General features: G+C 66.1%; 10 protein-coding genes. 3 read left to right on the forward strand and 7 right to left on the reverse strand.

Annotated elements, in window-relative coordinates; all coding sequences use genetic code 11:
* Position 1: 1 nt before the first annotated feature.
* The 7 genes from AB0N07_RS32765 to AB0N07_RS32795 are packed head-to-tail and all read right to left on the reverse strand — an operon-like array spanning position 2 to position 15,000.
* Positions 2 to 1,075, reverse strand: a complete 1,074-nt coding sequence (locus AB0N07_RS32765; protein WP_365841297.1) for a pyridoxal-phosphate dependent enzyme — start codon at positions 1,073 to 1,075, stop codon at positions 2 to 4.
* Positions 1,076 to 1,096: 21 nt separating this feature from the next.
* The gene (locus tag AB0N07_RS32770) at positions 1,097 to 2,164 is read right to left on the reverse strand and encodes an ornithine cyclodeaminase family protein (protein WP_365841299.1); all 1,068 of its coding nucleotides are present in this window, start codon (positions 2,162 to 2,164) and stop codon (positions 1,097 to 1,099) included.
* A 5-nt stretch (positions 2,165 to 2,169) separates the two neighbouring features.
* Positions 2,170 to 3,339: a M20/M25/M40 family metallo-hydrolase gene (locus AB0N07_RS32775; protein ID WP_365841301.1), complete on the reverse strand. Its 1,170-nt coding sequence runs from the start codon at positions 3,337 to 3,339 to the stop codon at positions 2,170 to 2,172.
* Positions 3,340 to 3,354: 15 nt separating this feature from the next.
* On the reverse strand, positions 3,355 to 4,332 hold the full coding sequence (locus tag AB0N07_RS32780; protein ID WP_365841303.1) for a TauD/TfdA family dioxygenase: 978 nt from the start codon (positions 4,330 to 4,332) through the stop codon (positions 3,355 to 3,357).
* Positions 4,329 to 11,579 (reverse strand): amino acid adenylation domain-containing protein, encoded by a 7,251-nt coding sequence (locus AB0N07_RS32785; protein ID WP_365841305.1) that lies wholly within the window; start codon positions 11,577 to 11,579, stop codon positions 4,329 to 4,331. The genes AB0N07_RS32780 and AB0N07_RS32785 overlap by 4 nt, the downstream gene beginning before the upstream one ends.
* Positions 11,576 to 14,779: an amino acid adenylation domain-containing protein gene (locus tag AB0N07_RS32790; protein ID WP_365841307.1), complete on the reverse strand. Its 3,204-nt coding sequence runs from the start codon at positions 14,777 to 14,779 to the stop codon at positions 11,576 to 11,578. The genes AB0N07_RS32785 and AB0N07_RS32790 overlap by 4 nt, the downstream gene beginning before the upstream one ends.
* Positions 14,776 to 15,000: an MbtH family NRPS accessory protein gene (locus AB0N07_RS32795; protein ID WP_365841309.1), complete on the reverse strand. Its 225-nt coding sequence runs from the start codon at positions 14,998 to 15,000 to the stop codon at positions 14,776 to 14,778. Before AB0N07_RS32795 ends, AB0N07_RS32790 begins: the two co-directional genes overlap by 4 nt.
* A gap of 714 nt (positions 15,001 to 15,714) precedes the next feature.
* Here AB0N07_RS32795 and AB0N07_RS32800 point away from each other — a divergent pair.
* Genes AB0N07_RS32800 through AB0N07_RS32810 form a run of 3 tightly spaced genes read left to right on the forward strand, consistent with a single transcriptional unit; the run spans position 15,715 to position 21,888 of the window.
* A complete protein-coding gene (locus tag AB0N07_RS32800; protein ID WP_365841311.1) occupies positions 15,715 to 20,196 on the forward strand; it encodes an amino acid adenylation domain-containing protein in 4,482 nt (1,493 codons plus the stop codon).
* Between the two features lie 28 nt (positions 20,197 to 20,224).
* A complete protein-coding gene (locus AB0N07_RS32805; RefSeq protein WP_365841313.1) occupies positions 20,225 to 20,965 on the forward strand; it encodes a response regulator transcription factor in 741 nt (246 codons plus the stop codon).
* Positions 20,962 to 21,888 (forward strand): ornithine carbamoyltransferase, encoded by a 927-nt coding sequence (locus AB0N07_RS32810; protein WP_365841315.1) that lies wholly within the window; start codon positions 20,962 to 20,964, stop codon positions 21,886 to 21,888. The genes AB0N07_RS32805 and AB0N07_RS32810 overlap by 4 nt, the downstream gene beginning before the upstream one ends.
* Positions 21,889 to 21,930 lie beyond the last annotated feature (42 nt).

Below are 21,930 nucleotides of genomic sequence, written 5' to 3' on the forward strand. Positions count from 1 at the left end.
CTCACCGTGTCGGATGCGTGCACGAGCCGTTCCGTTCTGTGAATCCCGACTCGATGACCGTCCCTTGAGCCCGAAAACCCACACCGTTCTCACAGAAATATGCAAGCCGATCGTCGACCTGTTTCGCGACCCCTATCCGTTCTAGCCATTCATCGTTGTAGATCGTGTCTTCGTACGCTTCCCCGCCATCGGCGCACAGAGCCGCCGGTCTCTGTGTCTCCTCACCGGACATCTGGTCGCAGAGAACGGCGTGAATAACCGCACCGCTTGACCCTCCGAGAGATATTCCGGTCTGCAGTCTGAATAATCTGCACATGGCTATCGAGGCTGCTGAGTCCACCTTGACCGCGCGATCGTAGGATTGTGGCTCCAGAAAGGTGGAACGACGGCTGGAGCCGATTCCCGGAATGATCCGGTCGCCGTCCGTGCGCCAGCCCGTGGCGTGCGAGCCGACGGAGTCGACAGCTATCAACCGGACTTCTGGTGCGGCGTGCCTTAAGTAGGCCGAAATGCCGGACAGTGTACCCCCGGTCGACACGGCAACGTACAGGGTGTCCAGGTTTCCGGATAGCTGGCTCAGCAGTTCCGGACCGGTGAACTCCTCGTGCACCCGCGGATTCGCCACGTTGTCGTACTGGTCGGTCCACCGGTAGTCGGGATTTTCAGCGCACAGTTGACGCACTCTGCGCAGGCGGCTCAGTAGATATCCACCGGTTCCGTCCGGCTCGTCCACCAGATGAATCTCTGCTCCCATGGACCTCATGGCTTCGCACGTGAGCTCCGAAGTCTTGGGATCCACAACGGCGATGAGTCGGCAGTCCAGCCCGTTCAGAACTCCGGCCAATCCAAGACCCAGATTTCCGGAAGTCGACTCCACGACAACGGTTCCGGGTCGCAACGGATGATCGCTTGCGAGGGAGTGCAGCAGTCCTCGCGCGGTTCGGTCCTTCACCGAGCCCGTGGCATTGTATTTCTCAAGTTTGAGCGCAAGCCACGTATGGCGCCCCTGGCATTCCATCTGGACATCGACGATGGGGGTAGCCAGCGAGCCATCGCTATGAATAGTCTCGCCCAACGACACTTTATGTCCCATCTGTTAGCGCTGAATTAGCTGGCCTAAGCCTTTTTCTCTGGCTGCGTCGGCCACCGCGCTGCCCAGCGCGACATCGAGAATCGCCATGCCGAATGGGTTGCAGAGGACGAGGTCTTCGGGTGCGGCCCTCCCCGGATGACTGCCGATAATCACTTCGCCGAGGCTGGTGTGGACCAGCGGAGCAGAAAGGTCGCGCTCCTCGCTGTCCGAGTACTCTCCGGCCGGACCGCGCAATGCTCCCTGCCCGTACATCCGGCCGAGCAGCCGGGTCCGGTCGTGACTGACGAGACTCCAGTCGTCCACCACCACCAGGCCGGCCGCGCGGACCACGTCCGGGAGCACGTCGTCCAGTGACACATGTGCGATCAGGGCACCTCGCGCGAACCACTCGGGCCTGAGGTAGCCGGCCGTCACCGTCGTGACGGGAACGACGAGGTCTGCCCCGCGCACGCAGTCCTCGGGACTGGTCGCCGCGACGACTGTCAGGTCACTGCTCGCGTCCTTAAGTTCCTGGGCCAGAGCCGCGGCCCGCTCGGGCACGGTGTCGAAGAGCCGAACTGACTCCAGGACGTGGAGCTCCTTGAGCAGCAACGTCAGATGGGCTCGGGCCAAGGTGCCGCAGCCCAGGAGGGCCACGTTCCGCGCGGGCCCGTTGCCGAGATACCTGGCGCTGATCATGGTGACCGCGGCTGTCCGCATGGCGCTCACATAGGCGGACTCCATAAGGAGGTCGGGCCAGGCGGTCTCGGGGTCGAAGAGCATGAGAAAGCCCTGTGACCGGGCTATGCCCTTGGCCAGGTTGGCCAGTGACCCATTGATTATCTTGATGCCGTACCGCAGTCGCTCCTCGACGGTCACCGCTCCGGGCATCGCCAGCGACCGGGCGGCCATGCCTTCCGCCGTCTGCCACCGCAGGCATGCCTCATCAGGCAGGATCGACGCACCGGACGCGTGCTGCCGCAGTGCGTCCTCCACCACCGCGCAGACGTCGATGGCCTCACAGCACGTGATGACGTCTCGACGCGACAGGTAGGGGAGTTCCTCGTCGGGGTACTCCGTGAACCGCAGCACTGTCTTCACCTTCTTCTGCCGCTCGCGGGCGGCCTCCGGCAGAATGCCCGTTCCAGGTCGACCAGGGCTTCCAGTAGCGCTTGCACGCCCTGGACCAGAGAGGCGTCCGGCGTGCACTCGGCAGGCGAGTGGCTGATCCCGCCGCTGCTGGGCACGAAGAGCATCCCAGTCGGCACCACTGCGCTCATTGGGCCCGCGTCATGGCCCGCGTAACTGCTGAGGTGTCCGACGCGAGCGGGCTGGCGGTCACATGCAGCGGAGAGCACCGCGAGTACGTCCGAGTCGAATTCGGCGACGGGTTTGTGCGACCGGCGTTCCAGCGTCGCCAGGCATCCCTCGGGTCCGGCGTGCCGCTCGCACAGCGCTTCCAGCTGTCGGGCGGCCTCGACGAGCAACTCATCGGTAGGGGCACGCAGTTCGGTAACGAACTGTGCTTCGCCGGGGATGACGTTGGGCGAGCCCGGGTGGAACTCCATGACCCCCACGTTGACGACCATCTCACTATCGACACCGAGTGCCATCTCATGCATGTCGCCCACGATCCGGGCCGCGACGCGTCCGGCGTCGGTCCGTAGATCCATGGGGGTCGTACCGGCGTGGTTGGCCTCGCCGCGGACGGTGACCGTGTAGCGGTCGATGCCGACGATCCCCTCCACTACGGCCAGCGATAAGCCCTTCCGCTCCATCCGTGGCCCCTGCTCGATGTGCAGTTCGACGAACGCCGCCACGTCAAGGATGTGGTCGCTGTTGCACAGGGCCGTTGAGCCGTGCAGTCCACCGCCGGACGCTACGCCCTCCTCGTCCCAGAAGCTGACGATCTCCACGGCGGCGGCTGCGGGATGTCCGTTCTCATGAAGGACGCGCAGTGCCTCCAGCGCGGCAATCACTCCGTAAGCCCCGTCCAGACGGCCGCCTGCGGGCACCGTGTCGGTGTGCGAGCCGGTGAGGACGAAGGGCCCGCTGCTGTCCTTCTGCCTTCCGAAGACATTTCCGGTCTTGTCGGTCCACGCTTCCAGACCGGCGTCCTGGATACGGCGTGCCAGCCATTCCCGGGCGGCCAGATCCTCGGCGCTGCCGGCCACCCTGTCCACGCCTCCGTCCTCACGGCCACCGAAGGAGGCCAGTTCAGCGATGTCCTTCAGGACCCGGTCCTGGTTGACCGTCAATGGCGTCACAACAGATCCTCCTGGTCAGTCGATGACATATCCGCCACCTGTTCGCAGCGCGCGCGTTCTGCGAGGGTCTAGGTGTACGAAGGATCGGTGTAACCACCGGTCGTTCCCGTCGTAGCGGGGCGAGAAGGCGGTCCGGCCGTGGAGCACGAGACGGTTGTCGATGACGGCCAGGTCCCCGGGGGCAAGGAGCAGGGACACACGTACCGAATCCAGTGCGTCGTGCAGGGCGCCCATGGCAGCTGCGCCCTCGTCGTCGAGCGGGCTCGTGCTCGAAAAGTCCACCCGCACGTTCGGATCGTCCGCCGCACCGTCGAGCACAGGGTGGACGACCGGATTTCCCCCGCCGTTGAACGAGGGCGGGGGACAGGTGCGAAACCGTGCCTCCCGCAGGATCCGCTGGTGCTTTTCGGGCACCTCGCGCAACGCGAGCCGGACCGAGGCCACCTGCAGCCCGGCGTTTCCATCGTGATCGTTGCGCAGGCACGAGAGGGCGACGTAGTCCGGCCGCATCGTGTGGAACGCGTTCTCCACATGCATCTTCAGGTTCTGTGAGCCTGCGTTGCTCTGGGAGGACTCGCGGCCGGGAACTGGGACGACGTTCTGCACCAGAGCGCCGTGCTTCTCGGGACGGAAGGCGGCCAGCTCGCCCAGCCCCATCACACAGAGCACGAGTGCGGCGGCCGCGACGGTGGTCTGGTGCTCTACCGAGTCCTTCTCGGTGGGTGTTGCCGGCACGGTTCCAGTGGGCAGACCGCTGATCCGCAGGACGCCGCCGAGGCCGGGGTCGGCGCGGAAGAGCCGAACCGCCTCACGCAGGCGGACGGGCAGATGGCAGGAGCGTTCGCGCGCCGCGTCAATCCATTTTGGGTCTTCCAGCCGGTTGGGCGGCGCGTCTACGAGGTCCTGCACAAGAGCTCGCAGTTCGTCGCGTTCCTGCAGGGTGAGGATCAGGTGACCACTGGGATTCGCGTCCGACCCGTCGTCGGTTTTCATGGGTGCCTCATCTCGTCTGACGGGCCGCGCGACACAGTCGACAGCCCTGCGGCCACAGTCCGTGTGTTCGGCGGTCTGACGGCACCGAAGTGGTCGCCCGGCAGCTCCGCCGCCCTCAGTTCGCCACGGCACACCCTCGACCATCGCTCCAGCGCGGCGGCGGGATCCTCGTCCGCCGCGCTGAGCAGCCGGACCGCGCCGTCGTACGGTTCGGGGCGGTAGCGGGCGTAGGCGTGGTAATTGGCGATGAAGACGTTCAACAGGCGGTGGAGCGTCTCGTCCTCTTCCACGGCCGGGAGCAGGTGTGCGCCTCGGACGCGGGAGAGCACGTCCGCGCGGAGTGCCTCCGGAGACAGACGGGCCAGGGTCTGCGGATCCACCTCCAGCGGGATGCCGTTGAGCCGTCCGAAGAAGCGCAGGAAGGCGGACATGACGCTAGGTTCGTCAAGGGAGAGTTCGCCGTCGCCCAGGGGATGGCCGGGATCGATCAGGATCAGCGGGGCGACCTCCTCCCCGGCCACGGCCAACTGTCGCGCCATCTCGTAGGCGACGAGTCCGCCGAAGGACCAACCCCCCAGTTGCCAGGGACCGCCGGGGTGCGACCCTCTGGCCTCGGCCAGGTAGGAGGCAGCCATGTCGGGTACGGAGGTATGGGGCGACTGTCCCGGTTCCAGGCCGACGGACTGGAACCCGTGCACGGCTGTACCTTCGGGGAGCGCGCGAGCCAGATCGCGGTAACAGAAGGCCGTCCCGCCCATGGGGTGCACCCAGAACGAAGGGGTTCCCGCCCCGGCGCGCAACGTGACCAGGGCGCGTGAGCCGGTCACCCGGTCCTCGCTGATCAGTTCCGCCAGACCGGCCACGGTGGGGCGTTCGAAGAGCGCCGACATCGGCAACCGCACCCCGACGCGTTGGTGGAGCGTCGTCAGCAGCCGGACGGCGCTCAGGGAGTGGCCGCCACAGGCAAAGAAGTTGTCGTCCGTGCCGATGCCGGACGTTTCGAGGATCTCCTCCCAGATGTCCAGCAGGACCAGCTCTGTACGGCTGCGCGGTGGTGCCGCGCCGGTCCGGTCCAGCTCCAGGGAGGTGAGCGGGGGCAGGGCCTCGAGGTCTCGCTTGCCGTTCGCCGAGACAGGGATCCGCTCCAACGGTATGAAGAAGGCTGGCACCATGGGCGCGGGGAGTTCGCCACGGCATCGGGTGCGCAGGCTATCGGGGAGGGTCTCCCGCTCCGTTCCGGCCGCAGGCACCACGTAGGCGACCAGACGGGGGTCGCCCGCGTCGTCCCGTCTTGCCACCACAGCCGCGTCGGAGACGGAATTGAGGGATCGGAGCACCGACTCGATCTCCGCAGGTTCGATGCGGACGCCGCGCAGCTTGATCTGACGGTCGGCCCTGCCGAGGTATTCCAGATCACCAGTGGGCAGGACGCGTGCCAGATCGCCGGTGCGGTAGAGACGGCTGCCAGGAGTCCCGGAGAAGGGATCTGGCACGAACCGGTCGGCCGTCTGTCCGGGTCCGTTCAGATACCCGCGCGCGATTCCGACACCGCCGAGCAGGAGTTCGCCCGGTACGCCGACCGGGAGGATTCCGAGTCTGTGGTCGCAGACGTAGGCACGCACCCCGTCGATCGGAGTGCCGATGGGCACGATCGAGCCGGTGTCCTGCTGGCGGCAGTCCCAGGCCGTCGCGTGAATGGCGGCTTCCGCAGGACCGTAGAGGTTGCTGAGCCTGGCCCACGGCAGCGTTTGGTGAAAGCGTTCCCGCAAACTGGCCGTGAGCGCCTCGCCGCTGCACACCACATGGCGCAGGCGCGCGCACTGCCTGGCTAGCTCCGGGCCGGCCAGGAACGCCGCCAGCATGCTCGGGACGAAGTGCAGCGTGGTGATGCGCTCCCGTTCGACCAGATCCGCGAGATACTCCGCGTCGCGGTGGCCGCCCGGACGGGCCACGATGAGACGGGCTCCGGCGAGGAGCGGCCAGAAGAGTTCCGCGACGAAAACGTCGAAGCTCATGGGAGTCTTCTGGATGATCGAGTCCGTGCCGCCGAGCGGATAGGTCGCCTGCGTCCACCGCAGTTCATTGCTCAGACCGCGGTGAGTGTTCTGCACGCCTTTGGGGCGGCCAGTTGACCCGGAGGTGTGCACCACGTAGGCAAGCTGATCGCCGTTGTGCACGGTGGGAGGCAGGTTGTCTGCAGGGCCCACCGCGATATCGGCGCCATCAACGTCCAGGCACAGCACCCGGGTTCCCGTGGGGAGGGCGCCCGCCCACTTGCGCAAGGTGACGACGAGCGCGGGTGCTGCCTCCTTGACGATGTGGCGGTGGCGCGCGGCCGGGTGCTCCGGATCCATCGGCAGGAAGGCTCCACCTGCCTTGAGTATGGCGAGCAGGCACACGACAAGTTCGACGGAGCGTTCGAGATGGACGCCGACCACGGACTCCGGCGTCACCCCGAGGGCTTGAAGCCGGTGGGCGAGCCGGTTCGCCCGTGCGTTCACTTCCTCGTAGGTCAGGTTCTGATCCTCGAAGGTCACCGCGATGGCGTTCGGCGTCCGTGCGACCTGTTGTTCCACGAGTCGGTGAGCCGGTACGACATCCGCGATACCGGCCCGCGCGGGGGCGGGCTCGCGGAGGAGGACGGCGCGGTCCGCGTCCGAGAGCAGGGGCAGATTCGCGGCACCTTCCGGATCGGCGGCCATGGCCGCCAGGACCTGGCGGTACATCTGCCCGAGTGCGTCCAGACGGGCCGGGCTCACATCCTGCGGTCGACTCGACAGGGAGACCCAGCCGCCGTGGGTGGCGACCATGAGAGGGAACTCGTTGGGACTGTCGTCGATGCCCGCGTCGAGGTCCACCAGTTCGGTGTCGACCGTGCGGAAGTCGAGGTAGGCGAAGCAGACGTCTGCGGCACGTCGTCCGCCGCTCTGCCGCTGAATGCTGCCGAGCGCGAAGCGCCGGTGCGGCCACAGTTCGATCTCGGTGCGAAACACCTGGCGTACCAGCGAGATCCAGCTGCCTTTGGTACCGGGGTAGGGGAAGGGCACCGTGTTGAGATACATGCCGTAGACCCGGTCCGCCCCGGCCACTTCCGGCCGGGTGTCGCACACCAGGCCCGCCGAGAACGCGGCGTCCGCGGTCATCGACGCCATCACACGCAGGTGGGCCGCGTGCATGACGCTCTTCATGGAGGCGTCCGCCCGACGCGCCAGTTCGCGCAGTCCGGGCTGCAGATCGGCGTAGTGGATGTAGATCCGCTTGACCGGGCCGCTCTCGGTGTCACCCCATGCCTCGGGCAGGGCGAGCGGGGGATGCTCGGCGACGGCTTCCTTCCAGTAGGCAGCGTGAACGGGGTCCGCCAGCTCGCGGCGTTCCAGCGCAATGAAGTCTGCGTAGCGGATCGCCGGGGCCGGCGCCGCGAGCAGTTCCAGACCGTCCCGGAGCCGCCGGTAGCAGTCGAGCACCTCCATGATCATCAGATGGAGGCTCCAGCCCTCCAGGATCGGGTGGAACTCGGTGAAGGTCATCCGCCAGTGTTCGTCGTACTGGTGGATGAAGAACCGGAACAGCGGCGCATCAGCCAGGTCGAATAGTTGATTGCGCTGTTCGCTCATGTAGGAGCGCAGCTGCGCGTCTTGCGCCGCCTCGTCGAGGCCCCGGAGATCCATCAGGCCGACGGTGAGCTTTGCGTGTCGGTGCACCAACTGGACAGGCTCGGAGTACCTGTTGAGGTCCATGGAGGTGCGCAGCACCTCATGGCGCGCCACCACGAAGTCGACGGCGGCCTGGAACGCCTGGTGCGCGCACGGTCGGGAGTCGCGGATGAGATACGACGTCACATTGTGGTAGTTGCCTTCCTCCTTGGACGACATCATCTCCAGCACCATGCCGAGCTGGATCCGTGACAGCGGGTAGGCGTCCACAGCGTCGTCCGGGAGCAGGGCCCGGTCCGCCCCGCCGAGCAGTTCGAAAGGGCGGACTCCGCGCTCCTCCAGATTCTGTTCGGCGCGGGGGCCGACGGTGCGTCCGAGATCCTCCACGGTGCGGTGTTCGAACACGTCCCTGACCGAGACGTCGAACCCTCGCCGCCGCAGGGCCCCTACCAGCGCGACCGCCCGAAGAGAGTCCCCGCCCAGCTCGAAGAAGCTGTCCCGTACGCCGATGCCCCGCACACCCAGCACCTCGCACCAGACTGCGGCGAGTTCCGCTTCGGTGGCGGTGCTGGGGAGAATCGTCGGGCTGTCGGCCACGCGGGCGTCCCTGCCGGGCTCGGGTAGGGCACTGATGTCGATCTTGCCGTTCCGGGTCAGCGGGAACTCCGCCAGCACGACGATTGCCGTGGGAACCATGTACGCGGGCAGCCGATCCGCGAGGAAGGCACGCAGTTCTGCCTGGTCGGGCATGGGCGTATCGGCGGTGGGCGCGGCGTAGGCGTTCAGCTCGTGCGATCCGGTCCTGCCGCGGTGAGCGACCACCACCGCCGTCTGCACCTGCGGATGCTTGCTGAGTGCGTTCTCGACCTCCGCCGGCTCGACTCGGTATCCACGCACTTTGACTTGGCGGTCCACGCGGCCGATGAAATCGAAGGCGCCGTCCGGCAGGACGCGCGCGAGGTCGCCGGTGCGGTAGAGGCGGGAGCCGGGTTCGGCCGAGAAGGGATCTGGCAGGTACTTCTCCGCGGTCAGTCCTGGTTGATGGATGTAGCCACGCGTCACGCCGACTCCACCGACGTACACCTCTCCGACCACGCCGACGGGTACCGGGCGCAGGTGGCTGTCGAGTACGTACGCGGTGGTGTTGGGGATCGGTCTGCCGATCGGCACGAGGTCGGTCTCCACCGGTCCGTCGATGAAGTGGGCCGAGTTCCCTATGGTGATCTCGGTGGGACCGTACTCCGCCGCGAGGGGCCGGTCCGTACCGGAGCGCCAATTGTCGGCCAAGTGGTGGGTGAACCGGTCGCCCGCCGCGATGACCAGGCCGGCGAGCCTGGTGCGCTGTCCGTCGTCGAGCTGGTCAGCCAGCAGTTCGAGGTGGCCAGGAGCCATCTTCAGGAAGCTGAGCGGACCGGCTTTGAGGAGCAGGGAGCCGAGTTCGGAGACGTCGAAGTCCTGAGGCAGGAGGTGTACTGGACGACCGGTCATCAAGGCCGTGTAGATGTTTGGCACCACGAGGTCGAAGGCCGCGGAGGAGAACAGGGCGGTTCCGCCGTCCGCCCGCAGGTACGCCTCAGTCGTCCACCACAGGTAGTTGATCAGCCCTCGATGGCTGTTCATCACCCCCTTGGGGCGGCCGGTGGTGCCGGAGGTGTAGATGACATAGGCCAAGGTGTCAGGATCGACGTGCACGGCCGGATCCGTGCCCGGTCGGCGGTCGATGGTAGCGGCATCTCGGTCGAGCAGAACGCAGGTGGCGCCGGTGGCTTCGGCCAGGCCGGTCGCGTGCTCCTCGTCGCTGATCACGAGATGCACCCGGGCGTCATGCAGAATGTACGCCTTGCGGTTCGCCGAATCCGTGGTCTCCAGCGGCAGGTAGGCCGCGCCCGCCTTAAGGACCGCGAGGAACGCGACGAGGAGGGAGGGGCTCCGCGGCAGGTTTACACCTACCAGGGTTTCGGGCCCCGCGCCGCACTCCCGCAGATGCCGTGCGAGCCGGTTGGCACGCGTTTCGAGTTCGCCATAGTCGAGCACCTCGTCGCGGGTCATCACCGCCGGAGCTTCGGGGTGAAGCCGGGCCTGCGCGGAGACAACCTCGTGGAGGGGCGTCCACGAGCGCTTCCTGGCTGTGTCGTTTGCCTTGGTCACCAAGCTGTGCAGTTCCGTGTCGGTGACGTAGGTGAGGTCGGACAGTGGCGCATCCGGCTGGGCGCAGACGCTCTCCAAGAGCCGCATGAAGTGGCGTCCTGTGCGCTCGGCCTCCTCGGCGGTGCGGAGCGTGGTGGCGTACTCAAGCGCGCACCGCAACTGCGAGCCGATGTCCTCGATCTGGAGGTTTAGGTCGAACTTCGCCCCTTGTCCTGTCACTTCGACCGGTTCTACAGCGACTCCGGGCAGGTCCAGTTCGACGGGGGTTGCCTCCTGGTACCCGAACATCACCTGGACCAGCGGGAGTCTGGAGGGATCCCGTTCCGGATCGAAGCGCTCGACCAGTGTCTCGAAGGGAATCGCCTGGTGTTCGAGCGCGTCCAGCACCCCGGTGCGCCCACGGGCGAGCAGTTCGGTGAAGGTCGGGTTTCCGCTCCAAGTGGTACGAACGACGGCGGTGTTGACGAAGAAGCCGATCAGTTCGTGCGTCCGGATCTCATCGCGCCCCGCGACGGGGATCCCGACGTGAACGTCCTCACGACCGGTGTAGCGGGCCAGCAGCAACTGAAATGCTGTCAGGAGGACGACGAACGGCGTCGTGTTCTGCTCCTGCGCAAGCCGGTGAACCTTTCGTGTCAGCGCTTCGGGGACAGCGAAGCGGACCACGTCACCGGCGGCCGACCGGACACGTGGGCGGGCCCGCAGGGTGGGAAGCTCCAGGGGTACGAGAGCGCTGAGCCGCTCGTCCCAGTGACGGAGCGACCGTGCCGCATGCGCGGAGGCCAGCCACTCGTGCTGCCACCCCGCGTAGTCGCGGTACTGGATGGGCAGAGCGGCGAGGTCGGGTTCAGTGCCCAGCGATTCGGCCTGGTAGCAGGCGCTCAGATCGCGCCAGAGCACGCGCTCGGACCACCCGTCGATGGCGATGTGGTGGAACAGAATCACCAGGTAGTGACGCTCGGCGGAAGCAGTGACCAGGTGCATCCGCGCGCAGTCACCATTGGAGGGCGACATGGGCGACCGTGCGAGGCTCTCAGCGAGCCGCAGGGCGTCGGCCTCCGGGCCGTCCTCACCGTCCGCCGGTGCCCGCACATGGGTGAAAGCGAAACTGTCGCCACCGGTGGCCATCACGTCCTGGACGGGTTCATCGGCCTGGAGCCGGTAGCGCGTGCGCAGGATCTCATGGCGGTCTATGACGCGCAGCCACGCCCGTCGCAAGAGGTCGACGTTCACCCTCCCCGACAGCCTCAGCACAAAGGGCACCAGGTAGTCGGTGCTGCCTGGCTGGAAATTGTCGAGGAACCACAGTCTGCGTTGGCCCGATGACAGCGGCATGCCCGTGCGCCGATCGGTCGTCCTGATGACCGGGTCGGAGCTGCCGGTACCACCGCCGGCCATGCGGCGCCTCAGCAGTTGTGCACGCAGTGCTTCGACGTTGTCTGTCATCGTCCGCCCCTCGCTTCGCCCCCGGCGAGGGCGATCACCTCTTCGTCCGTGAGGTGGGTGATCTCGTCGCGCAGCTGGGCGGCGACGAACTGCGCGAGATCTCTGATCGCGGGCTGCTCAAAGACCACACGCAGCGGCACGGTCGTGCCGAACTCGGCGCCCACCCGGGCGGCGAGGCGCGCCGCGAGGATCGAGGTACCACCCAAGTGGAAGAAGGGCAGTGACACGTCCAGCGGCTTCTCGGCACCCAGCAGGTCCCTGCAGATCGACTCGATTGTGGTCTCCAGTTCGTTGCTCGGGAGGTGCGGCCCGTTGACGGGGACGACAGGCGCCGGAAGAGACGACCTGTCGACCTTCCCGTTGGCGTTGAGCGGGATCCGGTCGACGGACATGAAGAGGGCCGGCACCAGGTATGCGGGCAGCAGAGACGCGCAGTGCCGGGCCATGGCATCCGCATCGAACCGTTCGGCGGAGCGCGACACCACGTAGGCCACGAGCCGGGCAGCCGCTCCGTCCCCGTCCGCGACAACGAGGGCATCGGTCACGTCGGCGTGGGCGACGAGGGCCCCGATCACCTCTGCGGGCTCTACGCGGTAACCGCCGACCTTGACCTGGTCGTCGATCCGGCCGAGGAACTCGATTGTGCCGTCGGCACGGCAGGAGGCCCGGTCGCCCGTGCGGTAGAGCCTGCTGCCGGGGGCCGTGGAGAAGGTGTCGGGCAGGAAGTTCTCGGCGGTTACTGCGGGCATGTTCCGGTACCCGCGTGCGACGCCCAGTCCTCCGATGTAAAGCTCGCCGGGCACACCGACGGGTTGCGGTATGGCGTGCTCGTTGAGGACGTATGCGGTCGTGTTGGGGATGGGACGGCCGATCGGCAGCACTCCGGGTCCTTCGGGCCCGGTGATCGGGTAGGTGGAGTTCGCCACCGATATCTCCGTCGGACCGTACTCGTTCAATAGCTGCGGGCCGTTCGGACCGGCCAGCGCCAGCCATCGCTCCAGCACCGTTCCGGGAAAGGAATCGGCCCCGACCGCGAGCAGATCGGCCAGTCCCGTGGCCTGTTCGGACGTTAACTGGTCGGTGAGGATGTCCAGGTGTCCCGGCGTTAGCTTGATGAAGGAGTAGGGGCCGGTGTCCACGAGCAGGGATCCCAGCGCGGCCGGGTCGAATTTCTCCGGCAGCAGGCGGACTGGGTGGCCGATCATGAGCGGCACGTAGAGATTCGGAATGACCATGTCGAACGCGACGGAGGAGAAGAGGGGAGCCCCCTCGGCCGGTCCGGAGCGGGCGTACCCCTCGATGCCCCACATGAGGTAGTTCTGCAGCCCCCGATGGCTGATCATGACACCCTTCGGGCTTCCCGTGGAGCCGGAGGTGTAAATGATGTACGCCAAACTGTCGGGATCCGTCGCCGGAGCGTCGCCGCACACCTGTTTGTCAACAGCATCGCTTTCGGGCGCTTCGTCTAGTACAAGCCGGCGAATGCCGGAGTCGGACGGAAGCGCCGGGAGAAGAGCACCCGTGGTGATGACGAGCTCCGCCCGGGAGTCGGTGAGCATGTAGGACAGTCGACTGGCGGGCAAAGCGGGGTCGAGCGGGACGTAGGCGCCCCCGGCCTTCCAGACCGCGAGGAAGGCGGTGACTAGATCATGGCCGCGTTCCAGGCAGACACCCGCGACCTGCTCCGGCGCCAGCCCGAGGTACCGCAGCCGGGCGGCCAGCAAATCGCTGCGCTCCTGCACATCCCGGTAGGTGAGCCGTGTCGTGCCGTCGTCGAGGGCCACCGCATCAGGCGTCAGCGCGGCCTGCCGCGCGATGAGTTCAGGGACCATGGCAGCGGGTCGAGCGGTCCGGGTGTCGTTCCAGCCGATGAGCATGGTGTCGTGTTCGACCGGCGTCAGGATATCGATGTCGGACAGTCGTCGGCCGGGTTCGGCAATAGCCTGAGTCAGCAGCCGGCTGTAGTGCTCCGCGAAGTGCCGCATGACCGCGGAGTCGAACTTGGTGGCCGCGTAGCGCACCTGCACCGTGCCCTGTCCAGTGTCAGGATCGGTAAGAACGGCGAGGGACAGGTCGAAGTCGGGGACGTCCGGGACGCTCCCCCCGTCGTGGCCGGCGCTCGGCGTCGTCGTGCCGCCTGCCACACGGTGGTCAAACACGGCCTGCGACAGCAGGTTGCGGGAATGGTCACCGTCCGTTTCCAGCGATTCCACGAGTTGTTCGAAGGGGATATCTCCGGCCCCACGGGCCGACCGCTCGGCGGCGGCGACCAAGTCGACGAGGGTGTCGAAGACGGGGGCGCCTGTGGTGTTGACACCCAGGACGAGAGTGTTGGCGAAGTGTCCCGCCATCCCCTCGCAACCAGCGTCAGCGCGTCCGTCGACACGGCTGCCGACGGCGAAGTCGCTCTGACCGGAGTACCTGGCCAGCAGCCCGACGAACGCGGAGAGCAGGACCGTGGAGGTGGAGACGCCGTGTCGCCGAGCCACCTTCGCAGTCTCGGACAACGTGTCGGCGGGGAGAGCGGCCGTGATTGCGTCCGCCCGCGGACTGTGTACGGCCGCATGGGTGCGACTCGTGGGCAGTTGCAGCGGCGGAAGACCAGTTAGCGACGCGCGGCGCTCCGCCAGTCGGCCTGCCGACTCCGCTCGTGCAAGGAGTTCGCGCTGCCGGACCACATAGGCCCCGTAGGACGTGGGCAGTTCGGCCAGCCGCGGCCGTCTGCCCTGGGCCTGCGCCTCGCGCAGTTCCTGGACGTCGCGCCGGATCACGGTGGCCGACCGTGCATCGCAGACGATGGCATGCACCGTCAACAGCAGGACGGGACCGTGCTGCGGTACGTCAATGATTCCCGCCCGCCACGGCGGCTCGGCCATGAGATCGAAGGGCCGTGCGGTCTCGCGAGCGATGGCTGCGCACAGGTCCACTGACTCGTGCTGCGCGGGGAGCGGTCCGACCGAGGGTATCGCCTCGACGATTCGTACCGGTTGACCGTCCACGAGAGGAAACCGAGTGCGCAGTGCTTCGTGCCGCGAGGCCAGCGCGTGGAGCACGTCCTGGAGGGCACCGCGGTCGACCGGGACACCGCCGAGTCCGATAGCGATCGGGACAGCCAACGTCTCCGTGTGGGGGAGCCGGTCGAGCGTCCACAGCCGCTTCTGGGCGTACGACAGCGGTTCTCCCACAGCCGGGACGCTCATGTCGCGGTGCCATTGTGTGCTTGCATGCGCCTTCGCAGACTGAGCGGGCGCATGTCCGTCCAGATCTCCTCTATGTGGGCGAGACAATCCGAGCGGCTGCCGGTGGTCCCTTCACGGCGCCATCCCGCCGGCACAGGCCTGTCGAGCAGCCAGATCGAGTACTGCTCCTCTTCGTTTACGACCACGCTGTAGTCGCGGTCGTCATGACGCTCGTCGCTCATCAGGGCTCCACCGGGTCTCGGGATACGCCAGCGAGGTCAGGTACGTGGCATCGTGATCAAAGATGCCCAGGGCACCTCTCCAACGGCTACCATCCGTGCGGCGGATCTCTGCGCCAAAATCCTCCCAATGGCGGGTTGCCGATATTCCGGTTGTGTAGAGGACATCAGCTCGGATCCGGTGTCGGGCGGCCAGGGCGTGACCCACACGTTTTCGGACGGCTTCCTCGCCGCCACCCGCGATCAAGGACGAATCGTCCAGGTCGGTCGACCGCCTCCCTGGTCAGTGGCTATGCGGGTCTCGTGGCAGTGCTGAGGCGCGTTGAGGAATCACACTGTTTGTTCGCCTATGGGCCTGCAAGCCAAGTGGCTTGAATTCCCTGGTTGTCATGGGTCGCACAGTTGTTGATCCAGCGACAGGTCGCACACACTCTGTTGAATGCTTCAACGGACGCATGATTCAATCGGACTGGGTTCGCGATGGCCGATCTCTAAATATCTCGTAAAAGGCGCAGTTCATAACCTTGCCGGGCCGTTCGAAACGAGCACCTTGAGCGCCATGAGAGGAAGTACGCGCCATGGGAGCCGTCGTTTCTGGTGATTTTTCCCCGTCTCCCCGGAGTTTGTTTTCAGACGTGACAGTCGCTACCCCGGTTGGCTCGCCAGGGGTGGGGAGAGCTTCCATCCCGCCATCCGGCGCTGACAGAAGGAGATCGGATGCGTAGTTCCTGGCCCTTGTCGTTCGGTCAGCAACGGTTGTGGCTGACCGATCAGTTGCGTGGGGGCGGGGTCGAGTACCTGGTGCCTATCGCCTGGCGCCTGCACGGCTCTCTGGACACAGGCGCTCTCCGGTCGGCGCTCAACCAGCTAGTCGCACGTCACCAGATCCTGCGCACCCGCATCACTGCACCTGACGGTGTTCCCGTCCAGATCGTTGACCCGCCGGCCGACGTCCCCTTCACGCTGACGGACCACACCGGCGAAACCCGTGGATCCCCGGAAGTACGACTGCGGGACTGCCTCACTGACATACTCGGCCAGCCTTTCGATCTCGCCACCCAGTGGCCCGTCAAGGCCGAACTCATACGAGTGGCAGCGGACCAGCACGTCCTCGTCATCTGTCTGCACCACATCGCCTGCGACGGATGGTCCCTCGACCTTCTCGCCCGTGACCTCGGCGGCCTCTACCGGACTGCCGCGACCGGGCAACCCGCGCAACTTCCCGCGCTGCCCATCCAATACGCCGACTACGCGGCCTGGCAGACCAGTCACCTCACTCCTCAAAGGCAGCATGACGACCTCGAGTACTGGCGCGGGCATTTGAGCGGGCATGCACCCTTCGAACTCCCGACGGACCACCGACGGCCCGAAATTTGGCATCCCCACGGGGACACTCTCGAATTCGACCTGCCTCCCGGCCTCACCCGCGCTCTTTCGTCTCTTGCCCGGGAGAACAGCGCGACCCTCTACATGGTCCTGCTCACCGCGTTCCTCATATTGCTCGCGCGTCGCACCGGGCAGAGCGACATCACTGTCGGTACCCCAACGGTCGGCCGCAACCGCGAGGAGACCACTGACCTGATCGGCTTTTTCGTCAATACACTCACCATCCGTGCCAAGGTGTCCGACGAGCTCACATTTCGCGAGGTGCTGCGCCACGTACGTGCTATCTGCCTCGACGCTTACGCCCACCAGCAGATACCGTTCGAAAAGCTCGTCGATAACCTGGCTCCCGAACGTACGCCGAACCGAAATCCGTTCTTCCAGATCCTGTTCAGCATGGGCACCCACAGCGAAAGGGAGCTGGACTTGCCAGGCGTCAGGGCGGAGAACCTCGGCCTCCTGGTCGACAGCCCGATGTTCGACATCGCCTTCGAGCTGACCGAGCACCCCGACGGCCGTCTGCACGGAGTCGTGAACTTCGCCTCCGCCCTCTTCGAGCGCTCTTCGGTGGAACGCTTGGCCGGGCATTACAGCAGCCTGCTAAGCAGCTCCTGCGCCGACCCAGACACGACGGTGACGCAGCTGGGCATTCTGCCGAGGGAGGAACAGCGGGCCGTTCTTGCACTAGGGGAGGGCCCGTCGGTGGAACGTCCCGACCTGTGCCTGCACGACCTGGTCGCCTCGCGGACAGCGCGCACCCCAGACGCCATCGCGGTAACGGTCGGGGACGAGTCCCTGTCCTACGCCGAACTCGATGCCCGTGCGAACCGTCTCGCACGGTATCTCAGGGCCGCAGGGCACGGCCTCGGCGACGTCGTTGCGCTGGGCATGCTCCGGTCCGCGGACATGATCGTCGCCCTCCTCGCCGTCCTCAAGGCGGGCTGCGCCTACCTTCCGCTGGACTCCAGCCACCCCGGGGCCCGTCTCGCGAGCATGACAGCCGAGGCGGGGGCAGCCACCGTTCTCACCCAGGCGGCCGTGGCCGACGTGTTCGGTTCCCTGCCGTGCCGGTCCATCGTTCTCGATAGTCCCGAGGTGGCGGGCCGGATCTCGCTCGAGTCCTCGCAGACGCCGGACATCCGGGTCGAGTCTGGCGATCCCGCGTATGTGATCTACACCTCCGGCTCCACGGGACGCCCGAAAGGGATCACCATCCCGCACCGCGGCATACGGAACCACGTCCTGTGGGCCATAGAGCGGCACCAGTTGGTTCCATCGGACACGGTCCTGCAGAAGACACCCCTCTCGTTCGACGCCGCTGCCTGGGAGATCCTGGCTCCCCTGGTCGCCGGAGCCCGGCTGGTCCTCGCCCCGGTGGGAGCCGAGTCCGATCCGGCAGCGATGGCCGGGTGCATCACGCGTCACGGCGTCACCGTGCTGCAACTGGTGCCCTCCGTGCTGCGGCTGTTTCGCGAGTTCGGTGAGATCTACGCGTGCCACTCGCTGCGGCTGGTGTCCTGCGCGGGCGAACCGCTGCGCGTCGAGGCGTGCGACGACCTTAGGCAGCGCCTGGGCATCGAGGTGACCAACACGTACGGTCCCACGGAGTGCTCGATCGACGTGGCCAGTTGGTCCTCTCAGGAGGGGGAGCCGCACTCCATCGCGCCCCTAGGACGCCCGCTGCACAACACGGAGATCCGGGTACTGGACCCCGAGGGCACACCCGTTCCGTACGGAGTCGTCGGTGAGATCTATCTCGGCGGGGAAGGTCTCGCTCTCGGCTACGTGGGACAGGCCGGGCTGACCGCCGAGCGTTTCGTTCCGGATTACTGCGGCGACCGGCCCGGCAGTCGCCTGTACCGGACGGGCGACCTCGGGCGCTGGCGATCGGACGGGCTTCTCGAATTTGTGGGACGGATCGACGACCAGGTGAAACTTCACGGCGTCCGCGTCGAACCCAGCGAGGTGGCGCGGGTCCTGGAAGAGCACCGGGCCGTCGACAACGCCGTGGTCATGGTGGCCAGGGCCGACGGGCAGGAACACCTCACGGCCTACGTGACAGGCAGTCGCAGTCACGGCGAAATGAGCGACCTGCGCTCCCATCTCCAGTTTCGACTGCCACGAACCATGATCCCCTCACGCATCGTCTTCGTCGACCGGTTCCCGCTGCTGCCCAACGGCAAGCTGAACAGAGCGGCTCTGCTCGCGATGGAAGGTCCACAGAACCACGAGCAGGAACCGCACGTCCCCCCCAGCAGCCCGCTGGAGAAGACGATCTGGGAGGTGTGGCGCACGTTGCTGCACACCGACCGGTTCGGTGTGCATGACGGATTCTTCACTCTGGGCGGAAACTCCCTGCTGGCAACGCTCATGGCCTTCAGACTGGCCACAGAGCTGCACCGAGACATCCCCACTCACCTGGTGTTCCGCGCTGGCACCGTGGCCGGCATCGCCAGGGCGCTGGAGGACGAGCGGATCGAGTACGCCCCCGCCGAGTCGGAACGCCAGGAGGGTTCCGGACGGCCTTTGTCCTTCGGCCAGCAGCGGTTGTGGCTGATCGACCAGTTGCGGGAGGACGGGGCCGAGTACCTGGTGCCCGTCGTCTGGCGCCTGGAAGGCGACCTCGACACCGACGTCCTTCGGTCGGCACTCCACCAGCTCGTCGCACGCCACGAGGTGCTGCGCACCCGCATCACCGCCCCCGACGGCATACCCGTTGCGACCGCCGATCTCCCCGCTGAGCTGCCCCTGGGCGTCGTCGACCTCGCCCAAGAACCCGACGGGCCCGCCGACACCCGTGTCCAGGACGTGCTCGCCGAATCGCTCGCCCAGCCCTTCGACCTCGCGACTCAAGGCCCCATTAGGGCCACCCTCATCCAGCTGGCCGAGGACCGGAACCTCCTCGCCCTCTGTCTCCATCACATCGCCTGCGACGGATGGTCCCTCGATATCCTCGCCCGCGACCTGGGCGAACTGTACCGGGCCACCGTCGGCCGCCGACCGCCACAGCTTCCCGCGCTCCCCGGTCAATACGCCGACCATGCGACCTGGCAGGCAGCCAACCTCACCCCCCGAGAACTGGAGGCCCACCTGGTCTACTGGCGCGGCAGACTCGATCGGCACACACCGGTCGAACTTCCCACCGACCTTGCCCGCCCCCCTGTCTGGCAGTCCGAGGGGCACACGGTGGAGTTCTCCCTGCCGCCCCACCTCACCCGTTCCCTCACCGCGTTGGCACGCCAGAGCGACGCCACGCTCTACATGGCCGTCCTCACTGCGTTCATCACGCTCCTCCATCGGCATACCGGCCAGGACGACATCGCTGTCGGCACGCTCACCTCCGGCCGCAGCCGCCCGGAAACCAAGGACCTCATCGGGTTCTTCGTCAACACCATTATCATCCGCGCACGTCTTGCCGGTCAGCCCACCTTCCGCGACATCCTGCGGCAGGTCCGCGCCACCTGCCTCGACGCCTACGCCCACCAGGACCTCCCCTTCGAAAAACTCGTCGAAGACCTGCGCCCTGAGCGCACCCTCAACAGAAACCCGCTGTTCCAGATTCTTTTCGAGTGGCAGGACGTCTCGGACGGCGGACTGGCATTCGATGAAACGATTCGAATCAGTGACGAGGATCTGGACTGGCACAGAGCCAAACTCGACCTCACGCTGTCGATGGTCAACGAACCCGATGGCAACCTGCGAGGGGTGTTGACCTATCCCGTCTCCCTCTTCAAGGTGGCCACCGTGCAGAGAATGAGCTTCTCTATTCTGCAAATTATTCAGAACATGGCTGAGGATCCCGATCATCTGATCTGAAATCACACAACGGGGAAACATGAGAGTAATGTCCGAGACGAATGTTCTGCTGGTCGCTAGGGACAGTATTTCGCGTGACGGGATCAAGCTGATACTGGACTCCGATCCATCGCTACGCGTAACCGCCGAAATAGCAAACGCAGCCATGGTTCGCCAACTCGATCATCGCCTTAAAGTCGACGTGATTCTCGTCGACATGACGGGACTAGAATGGGGGGCAGCGGATATTGTTCGACAGATCAGGGGAGTGAACGAGAGGTCGGCGGAGCCCATCATATTACTGGCGGACAAGGAACCCCAGTTGGATCTGGGCGTTCTCCAACTGGGCGCCTGCGTCGTCGCGCGTTCGCGCATGAGTGCCAAAGGGCTTGCCGCGACGATCCACATGATCGAGGCAGGTTATCTGCCTGTAGAGAGCGGACTGGCCCGGCACCTTGCACACGAAGTCGCGGCGCTGCGCACGGACACGACTCCGGCGGCCCGTCGGCTCACCCGCCGCGAAAACGAAGTATTGACCCACCTTGCTCGAGGGCTTTCGAACTCGGAAATAGCCAGCCACCTGACAGTGTCCAGTTCGACGGTGAAGTCACATGTGCAGGAAATCCTCCGAAAGCTCGGGCTCCGCAACCGCCTGGAAGCCGCCATATACGCATATCGGTCCGGCGGGCGCGACGAGCCGCCGTCTCCGCTGAGCGACCCCCTCGAAACCCGCAACAGCCACGGAACTGGTTCGCCCCCATCACCCACAACAGAAAAGGTTCACTCATGACATCCGCCGGCCGAAACGTCATTTCGCTCGACGACCTCTCAGCCGCGGATCTCCGATCTGTCATCGCGCGCGGGGCCGAAATAGCGCAGAGTCGGCAGAGGCAGTTCGACACCCTGAACGGTACCGTTGTCGGCATCTACTTCCGAAAGACGTCCACCCGCACACGCACCGCCTTCTCCAGCGGTGCTCTGCGTCTCGGAGCCCGGATCATCAGCTATGGTCCCGACGACTGGCAGACCAACACCGGTGAGTCGTACGAGGACACGGGGCGCATCCTCTCCGGGATGCTGGATGTCCTCGTGGCCAGAACCGCCGGAGACCCAGCCGAGATGCGAGCTCTCGGGGCACACCGGCAGATGCCCGTCGTCAATGCCATGAGCGACGAGGAACACCCCACGCAAGCCCTGACCGATCTCACCACAATGCTCTGCAGGTTCGGATGCCTGGAGGGCCGTAGGGTGCTCTACATCGGAGAGGGCAACAACACGGCGGCTGCGTTGGCGCTCTCTCTCAGCCGGTTCGAAGGCACGGAACTGCACCTTCGTACGCCCCCTGGCTACGGCCTCAGCGAATCGGTCCGTGCCAGGGCACTGCTCCACGCCGAGCAGAACTCGGCGCTTGTGACCGAACGTCACGACATGGACGAGCTTCCTACGGATGTCGATGTCATCTACACGACGCGTTGGCAGACGACGGGCACCACAAAGGCCGACCCGGACTGGCGAGAGACCTTTCGGCCGTTTCACGTGGGCACCCACCTCTGGCAGCACTCGCCCAAGGCCCTGTTCATGCACGATCTGCCCGCTCATCGGGGGGACGAGGTCAGTGCCGACGTGCTGGACGGTTCGGCAAGCATCGCCTTCGACCAGGCAACGAACAAAATGCACAGCGCGATGGCAGTTCTGGAGTGGTGCCGGCAATGAGACAACGGTCTGACAGAACTGGCCCGGCTTCGCGTCGGTTCC

The sequence above is a fragment of the Streptomyces sp. NPDC051172 genome, assembly GCF_040682555.1.
GTDB lineage: Bacteria > Actinomycetota > Actinomycetes > Streptomycetales > Streptomycetaceae > Streptomyces.